This window comes from Paenibacillus solani, from assembly GCF_050475945.1.
Classification (GTDB): domain Bacteria; phylum Bacillota; class Bacilli; order Paenibacillales; family Paenibacillaceae; genus Paenibacillus_AQ; species Paenibacillus_AQ solani_A.
Window position 1 is genome coordinate 796,994 of the sequence record NZ_JBCMXJ010000005.1, and the last position, 18,259, is coordinate 815,252.

The 18,259-nt window shown below is 47.1% G+C and carries 20 protein-coding genes; 2 read left to right on the top strand and 18 right to left on the bottom strand.

The window, feature by feature from the left end; translation table 11 throughout:
* Nucleotides 1-33 precede the first annotated feature (33 nt).
* Entirely contained in the window at nt 34-1,284 is a 1,251-nt protein-coding gene (locus tag ABEQ74_RS05465) for a methyl-accepting chemotaxis protein (RefSeq protein ID WP_430120214.1), read from the top strand.
* A gap of 108 nt (nt 1,285-1,392) precedes the next feature.
* Here ABEQ74_RS05465 and ABEQ74_RS05470 read toward each other — a convergent pair whose 3' ends face one another.
* From ABEQ74_RS05470 to ABEQ74_RS05555, 18 genes are all read right to left on the bottom strand, one after another.
* The gene (locus ABEQ74_RS05470; RefSeq protein ID WP_430120216.1) at nt 1,393-1,953 is read right to left on the bottom strand and encodes a histidine phosphatase family protein; all 561 of its coding nucleotides are present in this window, start codon (nt 1,951-1,953) and stop codon (nt 1,393-1,395) included.
* Complete coding sequence (locus ABEQ74_RS05475) at nt 1,950-2,414, bottom strand: NUDIX hydrolase (RefSeq protein WP_430120218.1); 465 nt, start codon at nt 2,412-2,414, stop codon at nt 1,950-1,952. Before ABEQ74_RS05475 ends, ABEQ74_RS05470 begins: the two co-directional genes overlap by 4 nt.
* 145 nt (nt 2,415-2,559) lie before the next feature.
* Complete coding sequence (locus tag ABEQ74_RS05480) at nt 2,560-3,108, bottom strand: nucleotidyltransferase family protein (protein WP_430120220.1); 549 nt, start codon at nt 3,106-3,108, stop codon at nt 2,560-2,562.
* Nucleotides 3,109-3,339: 231 nt separating this feature from the next.
* The gene (locus ABEQ74_RS05485) at nt 3,340-3,525 is read right to left on the bottom strand and encodes a hypothetical protein (protein WP_082361187.1); all 186 of its coding nucleotides are present in this window, start codon (nt 3,523-3,525) and stop codon (nt 3,340-3,342) included.
* Between the two features lie 250 nt (nt 3,526-3,775).
* Entirely contained in the window at nt 3,776-4,687 is a 912-nt protein-coding gene (rbsK, locus tag ABEQ74_RS05490) for a ribokinase (RefSeq protein WP_430120222.1), read from the bottom strand.
* Complete coding sequence (locus tag ABEQ74_RS05495; RefSeq protein ID WP_430120224.1) at nt 4,680-6,824, bottom strand: ADP-ribosylglycohydrolase family protein; 2,145 nt, start codon at nt 6,822-6,824, stop codon at nt 4,680-4,682. The genes rbsK and ABEQ74_RS05495 overlap by 8 nt, the downstream gene beginning before the upstream one ends.
* Nucleotides 6,825-6,885: 61 nt before the next feature.
* The gene (locus tag ABEQ74_RS05500; protein ID WP_430120226.1) at nt 6,886-8,040 is read right to left on the bottom strand and encodes an ADP-ribosylglycohydrolase family protein; all 1,155 of its coding nucleotides are present in this window, start codon (nt 8,038-8,040) and stop codon (nt 6,886-6,888) included.
* Between the two features lie 13 nt (nt 8,041-8,053).
* Nucleotides 8,054-9,547: an extracellular solute-binding protein gene (locus ABEQ74_RS05505; protein WP_430120228.1), complete on the bottom strand. Its 1,494-nt coding sequence runs from the start codon at nt 9,545-9,547 to the stop codon at nt 8,054-8,056.
* Between the two features lie 63 nt (nt 9,548-9,610).
* Complete coding sequence (locus ABEQ74_RS05510; protein WP_430120230.1) at nt 9,611-10,483, bottom strand: carbohydrate ABC transporter permease; 873 nt, start codon at nt 10,481-10,483, stop codon at nt 9,611-9,613.
* A 15-nt stretch (nt 10,484-10,498) separates the two neighbouring features.
* On the bottom strand, nt 10,499-11,392 hold the full coding sequence (locus ABEQ74_RS05515) for an ABC transporter permease (protein WP_430120232.1): 894 nt from the start codon (nt 11,390-11,392) through the stop codon (nt 10,499-10,501).
* Between the two features lie 3 nt (nt 11,393-11,395).
* Nucleotides 11,396-11,719, bottom strand: coding sequence for a DUF4387 domain-containing protein (locus ABEQ74_RS05520; RefSeq protein ID WP_430120234.1), 324 nt, complete (start codon nt 11,717-11,719; stop codon nt 11,396-11,398).
* A gap of 13 nt (nt 11,720-11,732) precedes the next feature.
* Nucleotides 11,733-13,082 carry an acyclic terpene utilization AtuA family protein gene (locus tag ABEQ74_RS05525; RefSeq protein ID WP_430120236.1) on the bottom strand — a complete coding sequence of 450 codons (1,350 nt, stop codon included), beginning with the start codon at nt 13,080-13,082 and terminating at the stop codon, nt 11,733-11,735.
* Nucleotides 13,083-13,174: 92 nt separating this feature from the next.
* Nucleotides 13,175-13,873 carry a FadR/GntR family transcriptional regulator gene (locus tag ABEQ74_RS05530; protein WP_430120238.1) on the bottom strand — a complete coding sequence of 233 codons (699 nt, stop codon included), beginning with the start codon at nt 13,871-13,873 and terminating at the stop codon, nt 13,175-13,177.
* Nucleotides 13,874-14,216: 343 nt separating this feature from the next.
* A complete protein-coding gene (locus ABEQ74_RS05535) occupies nt 14,217-14,510 on the bottom strand; it encodes a hypothetical protein (protein WP_430120240.1) in 294 nt (97 codons plus the stop codon).
* Nucleotides 14,511-14,551: 41 nt separating this feature from the next.
* Complete coding sequence (locus tag ABEQ74_RS05540; protein ID WP_430120242.1) at nt 14,552-15,343, bottom strand: lipid II flippase Amj family protein; 792 nt, start codon at nt 15,341-15,343, stop codon at nt 14,552-14,554.
* Nucleotides 15,344-15,432: 89 nt separating this feature from the next.
* Nucleotides 15,433-16,347: a sugar phosphate isomerase/epimerase gene (locus ABEQ74_RS05545; RefSeq protein ID WP_430120244.1), complete on the bottom strand. Its 915-nt coding sequence runs from the start codon at nt 16,345-16,347 to the stop codon at nt 15,433-15,435.
* 23 nt (nt 16,348-16,370) lie between these two features.
* Complete coding sequence (locus ABEQ74_RS05550; RefSeq protein ID WP_430120246.1) at nt 16,371-17,099, bottom strand: Gfo/Idh/MocA family protein; 729 nt, start codon at nt 17,097-17,099, stop codon at nt 16,371-16,373.
* Nucleotides 17,100-17,117: 18 nt separating this feature from the next.
* Nucleotides 17,118-17,453 carry a Gfo/Idh/MocA family protein gene (locus ABEQ74_RS05555; protein WP_430120248.1) on the bottom strand — a complete coding sequence of 112 codons (336 nt, stop codon included), beginning with the start codon at nt 17,451-17,453 and terminating at the stop codon, nt 17,118-17,120.
* A gap of 384 nt (nt 17,454-17,837) precedes the next feature.
* Between ABEQ74_RS05555 and ABEQ74_RS05560 the strand changes: the two genes are divergently transcribed.
* Nucleotides 17,838-18,242, top strand: coding sequence for a hypothetical protein (locus tag ABEQ74_RS05560; RefSeq protein WP_430120250.1), 405 nt, complete (start codon nt 17,838-17,840; stop codon nt 18,240-18,242).
* The last annotated feature ends 17 nt before the right edge of the window (nt 18,243-18,259 follow it).

Below are 18,259 nucleotides of genomic sequence, written 5' to 3' on the forward strand. Positions count from 1 at the left end.
AATATCCTATGTTGTTGAGGAGGACTCATTCTTATGACATGGTTCAACAGACTCCCAATCTCACGAAAGATTACCACTGCCTGTTATCTCATCGCCGCATTGTTTGCAATCCCAATGCTGGTGGCCTTTATTCTTATGGGCAAAGCCATTATTGGTATCATACTAGTGGTGGTACTTATCGGCATTACGCTTCCTTTATCCAGCGTGATTGAGAAAGCGCTTACTGATTCATTTTCGGAAATTTCCAGTGTTTCCGCCAAAATTGCCAAAGGCGATTTCACCTTCCAGGTGAAAGAAGTTGGGGGCATGAATGATCTTAGCAGAACTTTCAACAGCATGGTAGACAAGCTTCGTAAAATATTACAAGAAACCTCCAGTATCAGTCGGCAGGTTATGACGTCTAGCTCCAACATTTCAATTAAAAATCAGGAGCTCATTCAAGTCATGAATCAAGTCTCGTTATCGTCCAATGAGTTGGCCGTCGGTGCTAACGAAATTTCCGAGGATGTATCCGAGATGACAAATTCCATCCGTGAAATCGAAGAAAAGGTCAGTAACTATACACATTCGACCCAGGAAATGAATTCGCGATCAAAGGAAACATTAGGTCTGGTAGAGCAAGGCAGGGACTCTGTTGCTAAACAATCGGCAGGAATGCAGCGAAACATTGAGGCAACCTCCAAAGTCTCGGAGTCCATTGATGCATTGGCCAAAAGTGCAAGAGGAATCACGAAAATTACAGAAACCATATCGGAACTTGCCGATCAGACCAATTTATTATCCCTTAACGCATCCATCGAGGCAGCCAGAGCCGGCGAGCATGGCGCAGGGTTTGCCGTAGTAGCCCAAGAGGTCCGTAAATTGGCGGAGGAATCAACGTCGTCGACCCGGGAGGTATTCAATCTTGTAAGGAGTATCGAATCCGACGTAAAACATGCAACTCAGAATATTAAGATTAATGAAGATGTTGTGCGGCAGCAAACCGAAATGATCCGTGAAGCAGAACTGGTCTTCATGGAAATTGTCAAAAGCGTACAATATATTTCAGAACAAATCGCTGCATTCTCGAAGGAGAGCGAATCAATGCTGGAAAGTGCCCAGAACATCTCCTCGGCGATTCAGAATATATCTGCCATCACGCAGCAATCTGCCGCTGGAACGGAGCAAGTATCGGCATCAATGAACGAAGGCATCTCGTCCATCCAGAAGATGGCCGATGAAGCAGAAGGAATGAATAATGCTGTCTTCCAGCTGCAGAAGACCATTAACATATTTAAATTCTAAGTAGCGCTCAGCCTACATAAGACATTTGCTATATCTAACCACAAAGGCCAAGAATCGCAGTTGGATTCTTGGCTTTTGTGTCTTCTTTGTCTTTATAGGCTTACCGCTTCAATTATCGCTCCACAACCTTGCGATATGAACAAGCCGCCCCTCTTCAAATTCGGCCCGATATACGTCCGGCATGGTGGTTCCCTGCCAGAAATGGTAATCAAACCGCTGATCATAATGATTCAGCATGAGCGTCATAATATCACCATGCGTACCAATGACGATACGCTTTCCTGTATACTCGTTCAAGATCTCCTCAATCACCCGGACTGCACGGCTTTGCGCAGTTGTACTCGATTCTCCTCCCGTGAAGGAGTAAACAAAATCCTGAAACAGCTTCTCCTTCGCATCGAGAAAAGAATATCCCTGAAAATCCCCAACCTTTCGTTCCCTCAAGTCCTCATACTCCTTGATCGGTAATGCCAAAGCGTCCGCCAACGGTTGGATGGTATCCTTCGCCCGTTGATATGAGCTCGAAATGACAACGTCAACACCCTCATTCAGGAGTAAATCCTTTACTCGCTCTGCCGCTCGCGCTCCCTCCAAAGACAAACCGCGAGCTCTTTCCTTCCCCTCGATAAATGGAGATTCGGCATGTCTCACAAAATATAAAATTGTCATCCTTCCACCTCGGCTCCCACATCGGGCTCTTCCTGTACGGCAGGCTCCATGATCATTTCAACGAATGGTGTTAAAGGCAGCAGCCCCAATGTCTCCAGCGGAATCCATTTTGCTCCTAATGAGTCCTGGCCATCACCGTCCGTTCTTAGCACCGCTTGATCATCCAGCAGCTCGACGTCATAAATGATGCCGATATGATGCAGCTCCTCCATCTGGTTCGGATCATATTGATAAATGATGGTATAAGATACGGCTGTCCGGATGTTTCCTGTGATGGGTGCAAGTCCGGTTTCCTCGATAAACTCCCGCTGCAGGGTAAGTTCAGGCTCTTCGCCAAATTCGATGGAACCGCCAGGCAAATCCCATTTTCCCTTGTGCGGCCCCCTCGCTTTCTGGATCAACAGAACATGGTTTTCCCGGACCAGTACGCCATAAACACCCAGATGTGTATACTTCTCCATGATCAAGCCCCCTGTTAATTGGCAAAAACGTAATTAGTCACACTGAACGAAATACTGAACGAAAACGCCCCTGCCAACCTGAATCTCTTATTTAATGCCAATATATCACTATGTATTCGTCATGGAACGCAACGCTCTTCTTATCCTACTCTTCCATAATGGTAAGCTGTGGCCACTGTTCCTTCCATCGTTTCTTCTGCACGCGCTGAAGATAATAGCTTCGTTTATGAAAATTTGGGCATCTTCGAACGCGAAGCGCAAATAAATCCTCGACTCCATAAGGACAGCAGAGGACAATTTCGCCCGCCTCATTCAGTTGAGCCCCAATCGCAGTAGCCGTTTCTGTCCAATGACTTAATGCGTCATAAGTCGAACGGTAAGGCTCATCTCCGTTCTTCTCATGCATCCTGGCTTGATTCTTAACCGACCACTTCGGGTTACCTGTTACTCTTCTTAAGCCGTCCTCCAATCGAAGATCTCGCTCTTCAGACACATCGCTGGGGTCAAAATATACGACATCGATATCCGTATGCCTGTCCGTCCCCTCCAGCCCATGCAGCAGATCCCATACATAATTCCGAATGTAACCTGCAGCTATATAGCATTGCGGCAAGCCTAAATCGCGAACAATGCCCAAATCCGTCATTAATTGCTTATGCTGCCCTATGTAATCCTTTAATCGCTGCTCTAGCATCCAATCACCACCATTACTTGATACCCCCTGGTTATCTCGTATCTCAACGTTCCAAGGAGTTTAGCCGCACTATCGAATAGGAACATTCTTCTGATACCTAATATAAAAAAGATAAGACCGCTTCTCAGGGAAAACGGTCTATGCCAAACTATTATATTCCAGATAATCCCTAATCGGCAAGAGGAAGTAGATCATTCATCGTGCTGTCTAACACTGCCGCGGATATACTATCTATACAGCCGCATCCACGCGTTCCTGCGAAGCGCCGTCGCACCGCTTGCATACTTTTAGAGGAGTTCCGTCTGATTTGGTGCGGGGATACAACAGTTTGGTTCGGGTACTCTTGCATACCGGACATGTGCCGCGGGCGCGAGTGGGTAAGTGCCAAAGTGATTTGCCTCTTTTTTGTTTTGCCATGAGTCGAAATTCCCCCGTTTCATCATTTCGTTATCGTCACTCTTAACTATATGAGAGGGGTTGGCAGAACATGTCGGTCAGCTTCATAGCATTTTACGCATTACATCCAGGTAGTCACGGAACCTTATAACAATAGCTCGGTGTACAGTGGACGGTCTGACACTCTACAGGCATCTTTTGTTCGATGGTAATAGTATAAAGAAATAGAGAAGGCAGTCCGCCAAGGACGCCTTCTCTATTACAATCATAATCATTTATTCATAAACGCTAAAATTTCTTCCTTCGTCGGAATAGAGGATTGCGCGCCTGGCCGGGTCACCGTCAGTGCAGCCGCTGCTGTGGCAAACCTAAGCGCCTCTTCCGTTCCCAGTCCCTCTGTGCAAGCCGCAGCATAGGCACCGATGAAGGTATCCCCTGCTGCCGTGGTGTCTACAGGTTTGACCCGGATAGCCGGAATCTTAAAATGCTCGCCGCGTCCATTAGCGTAGTAACACCCTTGCTCACCCAGAGTAATGATTACGCTCGCGGTACTTTTGTCAATCATCGAAGCTGCTGCCTTCTCAGCTGAAGCAAAGTCTTCTACTTTCACACCGCTTACCACTTCTGCTTCCGTTTCATTCACGATCAGTGTATCCACAAGTGGAAACAGATCTTCTGGAATATTCCTGGCCGGAGCCGGGTTCAGCCAAACGCGAACACCTGCCTTGTTAGCCGATTGCAATACATACTGTGTCGTCTCCCAAGGGATCTCATTTTGCAGCAGCACGGCATATACCCCGTCCCAATTCACTTCAGCGGCTACATCTTCTTCGGTGAGGCGCCCGTTTGTGCCTTCCGATAGGACGATGTAATTCTCGCCTTCCTCATTGACCGTAATGATGGCAATGCCTGAGGTCCCTTTTTTGGATAGCACAGAATTTACTCCAACACCGCGATCCTTCAGTGAATCCATTAAGGTATTCCCAAATGGATCAAGTCCCACTGCACCAATCATGACGCAATCGGCACCTGCTGATGCTGCAGCCACAGCCTGATTCGCTCCTTTACCTCCGGGAAAAAACGATGTGTCCCTGCTGTGAATCGTTTCCCCCGGCTTGGGAAACTGCGCTACATTACTAACAACGTCCATATTAATGCTTCCAATAACAACAATCCTACGCAAAGATAACCCGCTCCTTTCTCTCCAGCTTCTGCGTGGACGAAAGAACATGAACATCCTTAATCTCGTTCTCGCCATCCTCCAGGCTGCCAAAGCCAAACATTCCATGAGCATAGGCATCGTCTTTGCATTCCAGCACATGATCTCCATTAATGTACAAGCTGAACCGATCCTTCTCAGCCACCAGCTTAAAGTGATATTCCTTACCGCACTCCCAATCATACCTTGCCGTAATCAACCGCTGGATACCAAAATCCTGTTTAATAAAAGATACGGCATTCGGACCGTCGAATCCGGCCAGGTAATGACGCATAATGCCTTGCGCCCTTGTAATTAGGCAATGACTGGTGCCTGATATCGGTCTGAGAGTCGCTTCTACTACTATATCCTCGGCATAATAATTTCCGGAATAAGACGAACTATCTCCTTCAGATGTACAGTGCAGCACCCCGCCACACAGTTCCCACTTTCCACGATGATGCGAGAACGGCGAAACCGAAGCAAATTCTTTGGCCTGCTTGGCAAAATCAATCGTATAATCCGCTGTTCCTGCGATGTGAAACTGCCCGATAAACAAACTGCCGATGGCGCGGTTCAAGAGAGGAGATGGGCTCTCCAGAATCCAGCCGATCTCATCGATCATGGCACCGTCGGTATCCGGGATAACGAATTGAACCGTGTTCCATTCCCCGCCAACCGGTGTAACGGCTGCAAGCAGCACATCCTCCTCTGTATATGTATTCCGCACGTACGGGGTTAAGGTCACCGGCTCACCTTCCCACTGATCAACATAGATTTGGGCAGATACGGTCTGACCACTATGTGCCAGCGGCGCAAAGGTCGGCTTATACTTCTCATCATTGAATTCAGCGCGGCGGTAGAACGGCTTAAAGTAGATTTTACTGCTGTCGCCTTCAACTAGTCTATCAAAAACGATTTCTAGCGATCCTCTGCCATCACATGCATGCAGATTCGTATGACGTACAACCGGCGTTTTGAACGGATTACTCGTTCTAAATCCATGCGTCGATCCCGGCAAGTCGAAGTCAAAGTACACTTCACCTGGCTTTACCCGCTGTGCTAGTTTCTCAGGCACCTTCTCGCCGTTTAGGCGATAGCCCAGCAGCGCTAACTCTTTGGCGAATGACGGAAAATCGACGAGGTTCAAGTAACCGGACACACTCGAAGCTACGATGAAGTCATTGATCGGCTTCCGATAATGGTTCGGAATTCCCGCCAGCCCGCCGTATACGCCGAGAATTGTGCCTACATTGCCTGCATTGCAATCGGTGTCCCAGCCACACATGGAGGCAATTTCTACTGTGCGTGCAAAATCACCCTCGCCATACAGAAGGGCAAGCACGCACACGCCCGCATTCGGAATGATGTGGCATACACCAGTATATTTATCGTATCCCCAGTGGTCCTCCAAATATTGCCGGCAGGCACGGAAATCAGATGGATTCTCTCTGTAGAAGTCCATGACCGCGTGAACCACACGCGCATAGGTGGAGTCCTCCGGAATCATGCGAAGTCCTTCCGAGATGATCTCGTCGATAGATGAAGCGTCAAAAGCTTTAGCTATGCAAGCCGCCATAAACCGGGCACCATAAAGCCCGTTGCCATCATGCGATACACTGGCAGCTTTTTCTGCATAATCAGCGGCTTTCTCCACCTGACCCGGGAACAATAATCCCCAGGAATCGATGAAGATTTGGCCGCCGATCTGCTCAGCCATCTCTGTTCCATTCACTTCTATCGAGCCGGAGCGTGGGGCTGAAATGCCTTTTCGCAGATTAACGTAAGCCCGATGCTCGGTGCTAATATCCTCGCCGCCCCACCAGAACATGCCGATGCCTTCCCTTGCATAGTTCAGCCAAGCTCTTCCGACGTCCTCGGGTTCAAGCTCGCGATCCGTCGCATCGTCATACAGCGCACGAATAAAGAACACCGGTCCGTTTGCATCATCATCTGCGGCAAAGGTTGTGTACGGCTTGACGTAATCCCTTATATCGCCATAAGTATCCCGAATTCGTTCGTATGTCCAAGCAACCGGTTCAATAGGGGCGCCGAGCCTAATCCCAATATTCATACCGATAAATCCTGCATATACCGTCTCTACATAATGTTTAGGTATCAATTTTGTTCTCCCTCCAAGCCTTATGCAATACTCACAGCTGCATTGTTTCTCTTAGCCCATATTAATGACTCACAATAGTCTTTCGAGATTCCAGGATGCGTAAATCTTCTTCAATGATCGTCGCGGCGATGCTGCTGAACCGGTCGGCGATTGCGTATAGATCCAAGCGGTTCACCTTGTTCAACTGTTCGATATCTTCCTTGTGAATGACTTCGCTGCCATACATGGCTCCAAGGATCACTCCGGCCATGACACCGATCGAATCCGTATCACGCCCGGAATTCACGCCATCCAGGATAGAACGGTAGTAGTCTCCATCATTGAGAACGATAAAGGCAAGTGCCATCGGCAGCTCTTCAATCGACCAGAGGCGGCTCGGTGTATAATGGTTACTCGGAATGCCAACCTTGTCGATATGACGGCTCACATCATCGCCCATCAGAGAATATTTGAGCATAATCGTCTGAAAAGTCTCGATCACTTTGTCCATATCATCGCGCAGATCCCGCAGCTGGCGGGCAGCTTGCGTCATCTCCTGAATGGCTGCTTTCGTGCCGTCTTTCGCCAGGCTGATCGCGGTATGGACAATATCCTCCACACTCACCCCAGGTTCAAAAGCTTTGGCCACACAAGCCGCCAGAACGCCTGCTGCTTCCAGTCCATAGCTGCTTTGATGTCCCATCGCAAACAGAATGGCTTCATCATAAGCCGCCTTCGGATGGCCCGCATTGACAACCCCGATCGGGGCGATGTACATCGCCGCCCCGCAGTTCACCATATTTCCGATCCCGCCTTCTCTCGGATCGCAATTGGCCAGTACATGACGCATGAAGATGTATTTTTCAGGGTAGAACAATCGATCAATAATCAAGGTTTCTTCATTCAGCTCAGGAACAAATGTCTTGCGAAAAGCAATCTCCTTCACAAATTCATTGCCCATATCATAAGCATCCAAATGCCTGCCCTCGGTTAAATATACATTCATAAGTGCAATTGTCATCAGCGTATCGTCAGTGACAATTCCGTCGCCTCTTACCCGGCCAAGCCGGACGTCGGCAGGAAGATCCATCTTATGCCATCTTGTCATGAGGGATTCCACGCGTCCGTATTTGGACTTGATCTCCCCATACGTCAGTTTCTCAATTGGCGCTCCCATTGCGTCTCCCAGCGCGGTAGAGATCACCACGCCCCTTACCCGGTCACGAAACGAAGTCATAGTTATAAGCTCCTTACTTGATGTTTTCGTTAGCGTATTTCGTTATGTCAACTCCGCCTGCAGCATTCCAGGCCTCAACAAACTGATCGAACTGGGATAAATCCTTCTTGCCTGTAATAAAATCGGTTGAATATTCCTTGTACAGATTGTTCATCGCATCCCAGTTCGCAATGAACTGCTCAGGAATAATAAAGTTATTGTCTTCTGTGTAATATTCGGAGGCCATCTTCAGCGATTCGGCACCCGGCTCACCCAAGAGCGGCGTTTTCAAAGGAGTTTCGGACTGAATCTCGATTGGTTCCCAGAAGCGTGCATACCATTCACTGTAGTATTTCTCGTTCAGTTCAATCTCCCCGTCCACTACCTTGTAGTGCTCATCTTCAAAGCCGAGACGGTCCAGCATTTGACCCTTCGGACTTGCTAGATAATCGAAAACCTTGAAAGCCACGTCTTTATGCGGCGACTGTGAAGAGATCGCAAGTCCTCTGGATTCCTTCGTTACATCGGTTGCCCCGAAGCCTTGACCTTCACCCTTGGCAGGCGGCAATACGATCAGATTAGCTCCCTCTCCGCCCAATTCCTGCATTCTTCCATCATACAAATCGATGATTTTACCAGCCGTACCCGTAATAACAGCAGCTTCTCCTTTATAGAAGGCATCTTCCTTGGTATCCCACTGCTTCGTAATGAACTGCGGATCAAGCAATCCTTCCTTGTACAGCTTATTGTAGAACGTCAGCTTCTCTTTTTCCTTCTGAGACACCTTGGAGTACTCGTATGTTCCGTCCTCCTTCTTAAGCCATGTCTTATCCAAACCGAAAGCCGAATTAAAAATGAAGTTAATCTCGGCGATATCTCCTGCAGCCGTCAAAGCATAACTCGGCTTGCCCTCACCCGGTTTCTTCTCCACAAGTTCCTTGAAGAAGGCGTAATAATTATCGACGGTCGGGTTCTCCATCAATGCTTTGGAGCTCTCCATGGCGTTAAACCAGTCAGCACGGATGACAGGTGTCTTCGGTGCGAGCGGTTTGATCCACAGCAGATACGGGTAGCTTGCCATCCGCGTTTGGTTATGCGGCTCTATGATATTTTTAATGTACGTTGACTTTTCAATATATGGAGTCAGATCCTCCAGGAGGCCTTGCTCAGATATTTGCTGATCGCCACCCTGGAAGTAGATGATATCCGGAATGGTTCCACCTAATAGCAAGAGATTCAAGTTCTCGGCATAACTGCCTTGTGCCAAATCCACAAGCTCAAATTTTACATTCAAGCCTTCATCTTCTGCCAATGATTTCTCCAGCTTCTCGAAGAATTTAACAGAAACGGGGTTTGCCGTTCCTTCATCCTTGTACACAATCTTTAGTGTAACCGGATCACCACTGCCATCAGGCTGGGTTGTTCCAGGCTCGGACTGACTCGCTCCCGGCGAGTTTGAGCCCGATGCACATGCCGACATGACCATAACCAGCATGGCAACGATTAATAACAGGCTTAATTTTTTCATGTTCATTTTTCTCCCCTTTTTAAAATTTGAACATTCTGCCCTGCACAAGCTTACCTTCCCGGCTTAATCCTTGACTCCTCCCTCCAGCTCGCCCTTGGCGTAATATTTCAAAATGAAAGGATATAGGAATAACAGCGGCACAATCGCCATCATGATCGTACCTGCCTGCAGAGAAGCGAAATCAAAATGAATCGAGCTGTCAAACATATTCTGATTGCCGATCAAGGACGTATTGTCCTTGCGGACGACAAATTGTCTGAGGACAACCTGCAGCGGCCATTTGGTCGGGTCTGAAATATAGAGGGTCGCTCTAAAATATTCGTTCCAGTGATACACCCCGTAGAACAAGCCAAGCGTTGCCAAGCCTGGTTTCGACAGCGGCAGAATGATCCGGCTGTACAAACGGAAATGACCTGCACCGTCGATTCGGGAAGCTTCCAGAATCTCCTCCGGAATGTCCTGAATGAACCGCATGAGAATAAAGAGATAGTACACGTTGATTGCTTTGTAAAGAATCAATGAAGTAAGCGTATTCATTAATCCGAGATCCTTCACAAGCAAGTATTCGGGAATCATGCCTGGCTCGAATACCATAATAACGATCAGGAAGAGCAGCACGATTTTTTTACCGATAAATTCGGTTCTGGCCAGCACATAAGCTGCCATGGAGGTCAGCAGCAGGTTTAAGAACGTGCCCGCTACGGTGATCCACACCGAGTTCAATATACTGCTGGTGATCAAGGGATTAGAGAGTAACAGTTGATAATTAATCGTCGAGAATCCCTTCGGAATGATGTCTAATCCACCCATCAGATGAGCTTTTCCCGGGTCGGTTAAAGACAGTGCCAGCAGGTTCAGAAGAGGAACCAATACCATGAGCGTAAATACAAACAACAACAGATAAATGACAATCTTAGAAATTTCAAGCCGTCTCATCGTAACTCCCTCCCTCTACCAGACGCCTTTACCCGAGAAGCGCTTTGATATGAAATGCGTGCCCAGGATAAGAATGATACCGATCACACCTTTAAACAGACTGGCTGCGGTTGCGTAGGCAAATTGTCCGTTTCCGATACCAATTCGGTAAACATAGGTGTCCAGAATATCGACCACGCTAATGACAGAATCGTTCATGAAGTTAAACACCTGATCGAAACCAGCATTCATGAAGAAGCCCAGATTAAGAATGAAGACGGTTACAACTGTGCTGTATAAATGAGGAAGTGTTATATACCTCATCTGCTGCAGCCGGGTCGCGCCGTCGATCTTGGCTGCTTCATATAATCCTGGGCTGATCTTCATGATGGCAGCCAGATAAATGATGGAGTCCCAGCCGGCGCTTCGCCAAATTTCAGAGAATACGAACACCCAGCGGATATGCTCCTTGCTGGTCATATAATCCACGGAAGGCAAGTGAAAAAAATTCGCGATCAGATTGACCGCACCTTCGGAAGGATTCAGGATACTGATCCAGATTCCGGCAATAACGACCCAAGATAGAAAATGGGGCAAGTATACAACGGACTGCACATATTTGCGGTATTTCGTGCTTCGAACTTCATTAATTAGCAGTGACAGCATAATTGGAATCGGAAATACGAAAATCATTTTCATCAAGCTGATGATAATGGTATTCTGCAGTACGCTTGTGAAGGCAGGCGAGCTAAAAAGCGTTTTGAAATGCTTCCACCCGACCCATACATGATCCCCTAAAATTCGGTAATCCTGAAAAGCTAGTTTCATGCCGTACAGCGGAATGATATGAAAGACAAAAAAGTAGAGAAGAGGCAGCGAAAGCATCGCATATAATACCCAATCCTGCCTTAAGCGTCTTAATACTTTCATGGCTTATTCCTCCCCTGGATCAATGGATAGCTTCATAAGGGGAGCATGCTGCTGGGCTCCGTATACGTCCCGGTCGCCGACATTGCCGGATGATATTTCCCGTGACATCGTGATCTTGAAGCCCAATGCCTGGTCGAAGAATACCAGGTGATGAATCTGCTCCTCCTTGATCTGATACAACTCACAGATGGTCCGTTTGGTAATTAAGCCGGACTTTTTCACTCTGTCATACTTCTGCTTGGAGTCAAACAACACGTCTAATGTAATCTCGAAGGGACCCGAATTTTTGCTTCGCAGCACCTTCGCCAAATCGCCGAGTTGAGTCACGGTTTAATCCTCCTCATCGATGCTCTATTCGAAAAGCATTAATCTTCATCTCCATCAGGTGATACACGGAGAATTCATAGACAGGTCCGAACTCGATATCGCTTGGTGCGAAGGGGAATGCCAGATTGCCTGCCGTAGATTTGCGTCCATCGTAACCATAGTGCAAAAAGGTAGAGCGCACCGTGGCGCAGATACTGTTCGCTAATTCCTGTGTCTTGGCAACGACTTCAAACATGACACCGATTTCGTGTCCGGCGAACGGTTCGGACTCCTTGGTTCCGAGAACACCATTCTTGCCATAGTTGTAAAATTGAATCTGATAGTCTGATTCCGGTATTTCGCGGTAATATTCCCGTGCCTGATTACGAACGTAATCTTCAACTTCCTCCAACTTCCCGATCAGGATTGGGTCACGAATCCCTGCAATAACAAAGGTTCGATAAGCGACGCGTCTTGCACCCTCCAGCTTAATGAAATACTTCTCTGCCGGAAGGTAACGGCTGCCGGTTACGCGGACGATACCTTTTTCTGTTTCTTCAAATTGGCAGTGCTCCAAATCGAGCGTAAACCCTGGCCCATGCAAAATGTACGGATGTTCTTTCTCATAAAAAGTATGAGCTGCAACGCTGGTCGGGCTGCACGTCCGGTTAGGGTTCAGTGATTGAACAGTAAACGAATCATCACTGATCGTGCCAAGTATGCTGTCTTTCGTTGTTCCCGGCTCGGCACATAACGCGCCGCACTCCAATATTTTGCCCAGGTGGTACGACAGTCCTGGGTCCTTGCCATGATATATCCCGATTGCTGCAAAAGGAGACGGATCATAAGCACGACCACATACGATGATGTCCGCGCCATGCTTAAGCGCTTCCACGATTGGTTCATGTCCCATCTGGGCAACGATGCTGTTCGTGGAGTCTATCAGCTCATCGGTGAGGGGCGGAATATTCGGGCTTAATGACTTAATACGCCCTTCTTCCTTCGCCTGATGGATTTCTGCTTGGGTAAAATCTGCCCATATCACAGTCATCTTGGCTGAAAGCCCACGCTCGGCCAAGATGTCATCAATGATATCGAGCGTCCAGTTCACATGAGTCTGTGCACCCGAGCCTCCAGCCGAACCAATTATGATCGGAACTCTCCGAGACAATCCATGGGTGATTATGATGTCCAGGTCCTTCTTAACCGCCCGCTTACTGACGATGGATACGCCCGCGCCGAGCTTATGTGGCCCTCCGTCGGTCGAGCCTGCATCGACCACGATGCCGTGCAGCTCATACTCCATTCCATTCAGGAAGGATTGTTCTGGAAATCCGTATCCCAGCATGCCGCAGGGAGATAGAATTCGAATGTCTGTATTCATCTGCTGTCCCTCTTTACCAAAATATTCACTCACGATTATTGGGTAATTGGGTTACCCAATTTTCTTTAAGAAGGGGGATGTGCTTTCCCCTCCTAGACATGAATGTGGTTTTTCTGTATGTTCTCTTTAACCATGCTGAGATGATTCAGCAAGGCAAGTTTTGCTTTGACCGGATCTCGTTCCTTAATGGCCTGCAAAATAAGTAAATGTTCTTCATATACCTCGCTCTTGCGCCCAGGAATTTGGGCTGTTTTGCTCAGTGTCCGCTGAAGTAAGTCCATATGCAGTTCAATCATATTGACGAGGACAACATTATGTGTTGCCTTGGCAATCGATAAATGAAAGGCCTGATCGGGCTTCGAGCGGTCCTCCGCATTCTGATCGATCTGTCCCCAGGTCTCAAAGGCAGCCTCAATATCAGCGATGTCCTCATCGGTTGCACGTTTAGCCGCCAGTTCAACGATCCCCGTCTCGAACAATACCCGCGCCTCAAGCAATTCAAGAATAGTAGCACGTTCGATATTATCCAGAATTCGGCTCCGATCCTCTGCAACATCCAGTGCCTTGCTCAGAAAACGACCTCCGCCGGGCCTGGCTTCGATCAGTCCTTCACGCTCCAGGATGCGAAATGCTTCCCGTAATGTTCCGCGGCTAATTCCAAAAGATTGGGCAAGCTCCCTCTCAGTGGGAAGAACATCTCCAGGGGCTAAATTTCCTTCCAGGATCAAATTCTTAATCTGTTCGATTACATCCTCGTAAACCCGATGATATTTAATCTTCTTAATGGTCATCTGACTACCCTCTCTATTTTCACTCTTTCGCGAACAATAATTGGGTGATCCAATTAACCGCATGTTTAGCATAATCGCATCTCAATAGTACTGTCAAGCAAAAAATAACGCTTTCAATTATGATTTATCAGCAAATTATACGCCATTACATCAAGATCACTTTATAATTGGGTGACCCAATCATCTCTATGAGAACCCTTCTAAGAACCACAGTTCTTAGCCAATCCTCCTGTATTTGCCTGTCGACTGCCTCATGTTTTGCTGATCATCGACATACTAAATAACCCTGTCATAGACCAGAGTCTGCAACAGGGTTTCTAATCCTAAATATTCAATCCACGATCTAGGTTTGTCTTCTTTGCCTGGTACAAAACCAACGAATACAGCCATATAATCCGCCAGCCACGATGAGCCCTCCAATGGTTGTCGCCACTGCCCAGACGCTTTTCTGCTCCATTATTCCAAAGGTGACCTGAGATTGCAGCGTTTGAGTTTGTTCATAATGGCGGGTCATCTCCAGATTGGGCACATATCTCTGTGTTAATATCATGCCTTGCACCACCATTAATGCCAGGTAACCTGCATAAATTGCTGCAGCGAATAATATGGACTCTATTACGATACGTTTGCGTGTCATTATAACTCCCCTTTTTTCCTTAGAATGTTATATCACTACTCTCAAATCCATTTCACAATTTCACTAATTACATAAGCGGCCGGAATAATAACTAGCTGTGCCAGCATTGTCCCGAAGAATCTGGAGACCATTAACATCGTGTATACTTTGCCTAATTGGTCTCTCGCCGCCTCATTTCGAGTGGCCTTATCCGTAATCAATCCTAACTGAGGATCAATAAATATCGTTAGTATAATGGTGGCAATTCCATTAATCAGCCCAGATGCTTGAGAGGCTGTCGTGCTGAACTGAGGAGTAAGGTGGGCAGCATATAATGAGGAGAGAACGCCCACCGTGTAAAAAGCCGTAACTACAATGTTAAGCATAACAAACCGTTTGGGCACTCCTAAATATCGAAACTGGCTCCACGCTAAGTTGGGTTTCTTGATGTAGTGCCTTGTGTTCTTGAGCTGCCCAATCGTTACACTTGTTACGAGCTTAGGAATCGATCCGGCGACCTCCAGCTTGCTGATGACTCTGCTGAACAGATTGACGAAGGTCGGAAACAACGCAATGGCGGCAATGGTTCCTATCGAGGCGGCCAACAAAATCGCTCTGAAATAGGAGAGCACATCAAACGAAGGATGATCTCTTGCATAATCCACGAATTTCGCCGTCAACGGTGCTTGGATCAGATTGGATGTTCGCGATACCAATACAATGATCCCGGTCAATGATAATGCGACGGCAATCTTATTCAGTTTCACGCCAGCATATCTCGCTGAATACGACAATGTTTCCGCCGTATGAATAATCATCGTCAGCACAAATACAACGATCAAGCTATGTATCATGAAGGATTCCTCCCCATCTGATATTCAGGCAATGCCGTCTTCAGAGTCCTTGCTGCTGTAACGGCTCTCCTTCATATCTATCCCGAGACTTACCGGATTAGTACAGGTCCTCCCTGCTGTTCAAGCATCCCTACAGTTCGCTTATAGATCTGGTGCAATTGCTGACGAGTAACAAGACTGGCATTATGTTCAAATGTAATATGGAACCGGGAATTCTTGGCAGCAAGATATCGCAAATAAGCGCTGGCATCTCCATACCTTACATCATGGTCATGCTCCGGCAGAACAGGCAGATGATGCGTGAACTTATCCTCCTCATAATACACGTTACTGTAATGGACCAAGTATACTGAAGGCGCCATCTGATCGAGAAAACAATATGGATCGAATCCATGAAAAGCTCTGCGGGTAATATCAAGTCTGGCTGTATCCAGCACAAACCCGATATCTGGATAAGCTTGAAAGCTATCTATAAGCACATCGCCATACTCACCAAAAAAATCATGTTCTAACACAATTCGCTGTCCGTAACGCAGCTGCAGCTCACAGAGATGCTCGAATAACCGGTGTGAGATGTCACGAAACCGATCTTTGCTCAACTGATTGTAATGATAACGATGCCCTGCATCGGGAAGTTTCGGGTAAGGTTTGAAAGGCTCCTGAAAGACAGGGTAATAGGGATAATGGAACAGCACATAGTCGGCACCGTACAGAGAAGCTAACTGGACTTCTCCGACGACTTGCCCCAGTGCTTCCTGAAATTGTTCAGTTATAGGTGCATTAAGTTGAGGCAGCCAATAACCTGCTTCCCCAAGCATCGGAGCATGTACCCCCATTTCAATCCCGTGATTACGGCAAAAATGGCTTACTTCCCGTAACGCATCCTGACTTGGAAAGCTGCATATTTCCATCCCGCTGATATGCTTGTCTGCCAGCTGTTCCCAAGACTCTTCCGTGAATTGATTCCACATTCCGACTTGTAAACGCCTCGAATTCAAAGTCACCGCCTCCTCTGACCTCATTGTCATCATTCCAGATCAATATAAGGGCCATAGTCTACTAGAATTCGACTGTGCGTCTTGGACGAAAGGCAGATCGCATCCAGAACAGCTTGCACCTTATGCCCGTCAGCGAATTGTGGTATGCTTGCCGATGTTGTGTGTTCAGTCATGCTGTTATATATGGCATCAACCATTTGATAAAGACCGTTATAGTAGTGTATCGCTGGTGCTTCCAGATTTGCCGGGGGTAGAAATGGCTCGATCTCAATCGGCTCAAACGGTCCGCCAAAGCTGCACTCGAGGATTTCGTCATCCCGCATCTTTAGAGTCCCTTTACTCCCGTAAATCTCCAGCGTCCAGCCAGTACCGCGTACTCCAGGATAAAAAACATCCACCAGAAGCGAAGCACCGCTCCTAAAACAACCCGTGAAGGTAAAAGCATCATCTGCATTCCTGATTTCAGGTCCAGCTTCTCCTGTATAAGCCGATATCTGCGTCCGCAAATCGCCATACACATCGGTAATCTCTTCGTCCATCCACCAGAGAAGGGAGTCGATCATATGAGAACCAACCGCAAACAAGAACCCTCCCCCCTCTTCGGTGCGAGATTCCCATCCCCGGTAAGAATAAGCCAGCATATTATATCCGGAGAAACTTCCTATATACTTGATATGCTGAATGGCTCCGAGCTCCTTGCGCTGAAGCATAAGCTTGATCCGCTGCCTGATCGGTGTCCATCTCCATTGGAAATTCACAAATGCTTGACGATTGACTCATACGGATTCCTTCAGGATATGTAATGTTTGTTCTTTATTCATACCCAGTGGTTTTTCAGTCAGTACATGACGGCCAGATTGCAAGGCAAGCATCGTCATTTCATAATGATGAACGGGTGCTGATGCGATTACGGTCAGATCCAGCTGCTCAGACTCCAGCATGCAACGCCAATCCCTGTAATAAGAAATTCCATGCCATGTTCCGTTTTCCGTTCGTTCTCGATAAACACTGGCGATAGATTTCACTTCGAATCCCGGGTGAAGCTGAAAAATGGGCGCATGAACCGCTCCGCCAAACCCCGTCCCGATGATTCCTACGGATATTGATTTCATCCTGGGTCACCTCGTATGAAATAATAAGATAATCAAACGCAAATAAACACCAAGCGGTCTGTCTGATGTTTATTCTACCATAATTTACCTCGCACGTATCTTAATGCATTTTAGTGCTACTAGTCCGAGGCAATGATTCTCCAGTTATGATCGCATTCCGTGTAAATCGTCCCTTTCTCTTGAAATTATCTAGTCATCAGTTCAGATTATAGGGACGTTCCAGCGAACTGCTCGTATTTGGTTAAACGCCTCTCTCCCCGTATTAAACAGGATATATTAACTCGATAGTTCTATATAGTTATTTTAGTATTAAATCAGAAGTTCTCAAATACCCACAACTTTTTCCAGAACTATGCGTTCTCAATATAGAGAGGAGGTGTCTATATGAGAAGGAATACAACAATCATTGTCATACTCTCTTTGTTCATCGTGGCGATCATCGGTTGTAATTCTGTTTATGAAGAACCCGTGGACAGTTATAAGTCTTCATCCGTACATGACGATTTCCCAATCCCGAACAGCGCAACCCTTTTGCAAACGATTACGGAGACTGGAAATCCGAATATAGATAATGGGGCTAAGTATGAAGTGAAAGGCATTGGCGGTGAACAAGGCTTATCCTTGCCCACACGATACTTCGAAGAAATCCAAGCTGGGGGATGGGTCGAATTAGAAGATAAGCGCGCGGGGCATTTTCACTATTTCGAAAAAGATGCTAAAGTGATTGCCCTGGAAATACGCGAGAATTCCATTGGAGTCTATGAAATGGTTGAGAATGCAAAATTCTAAATTTCAAAAGCAAAAGG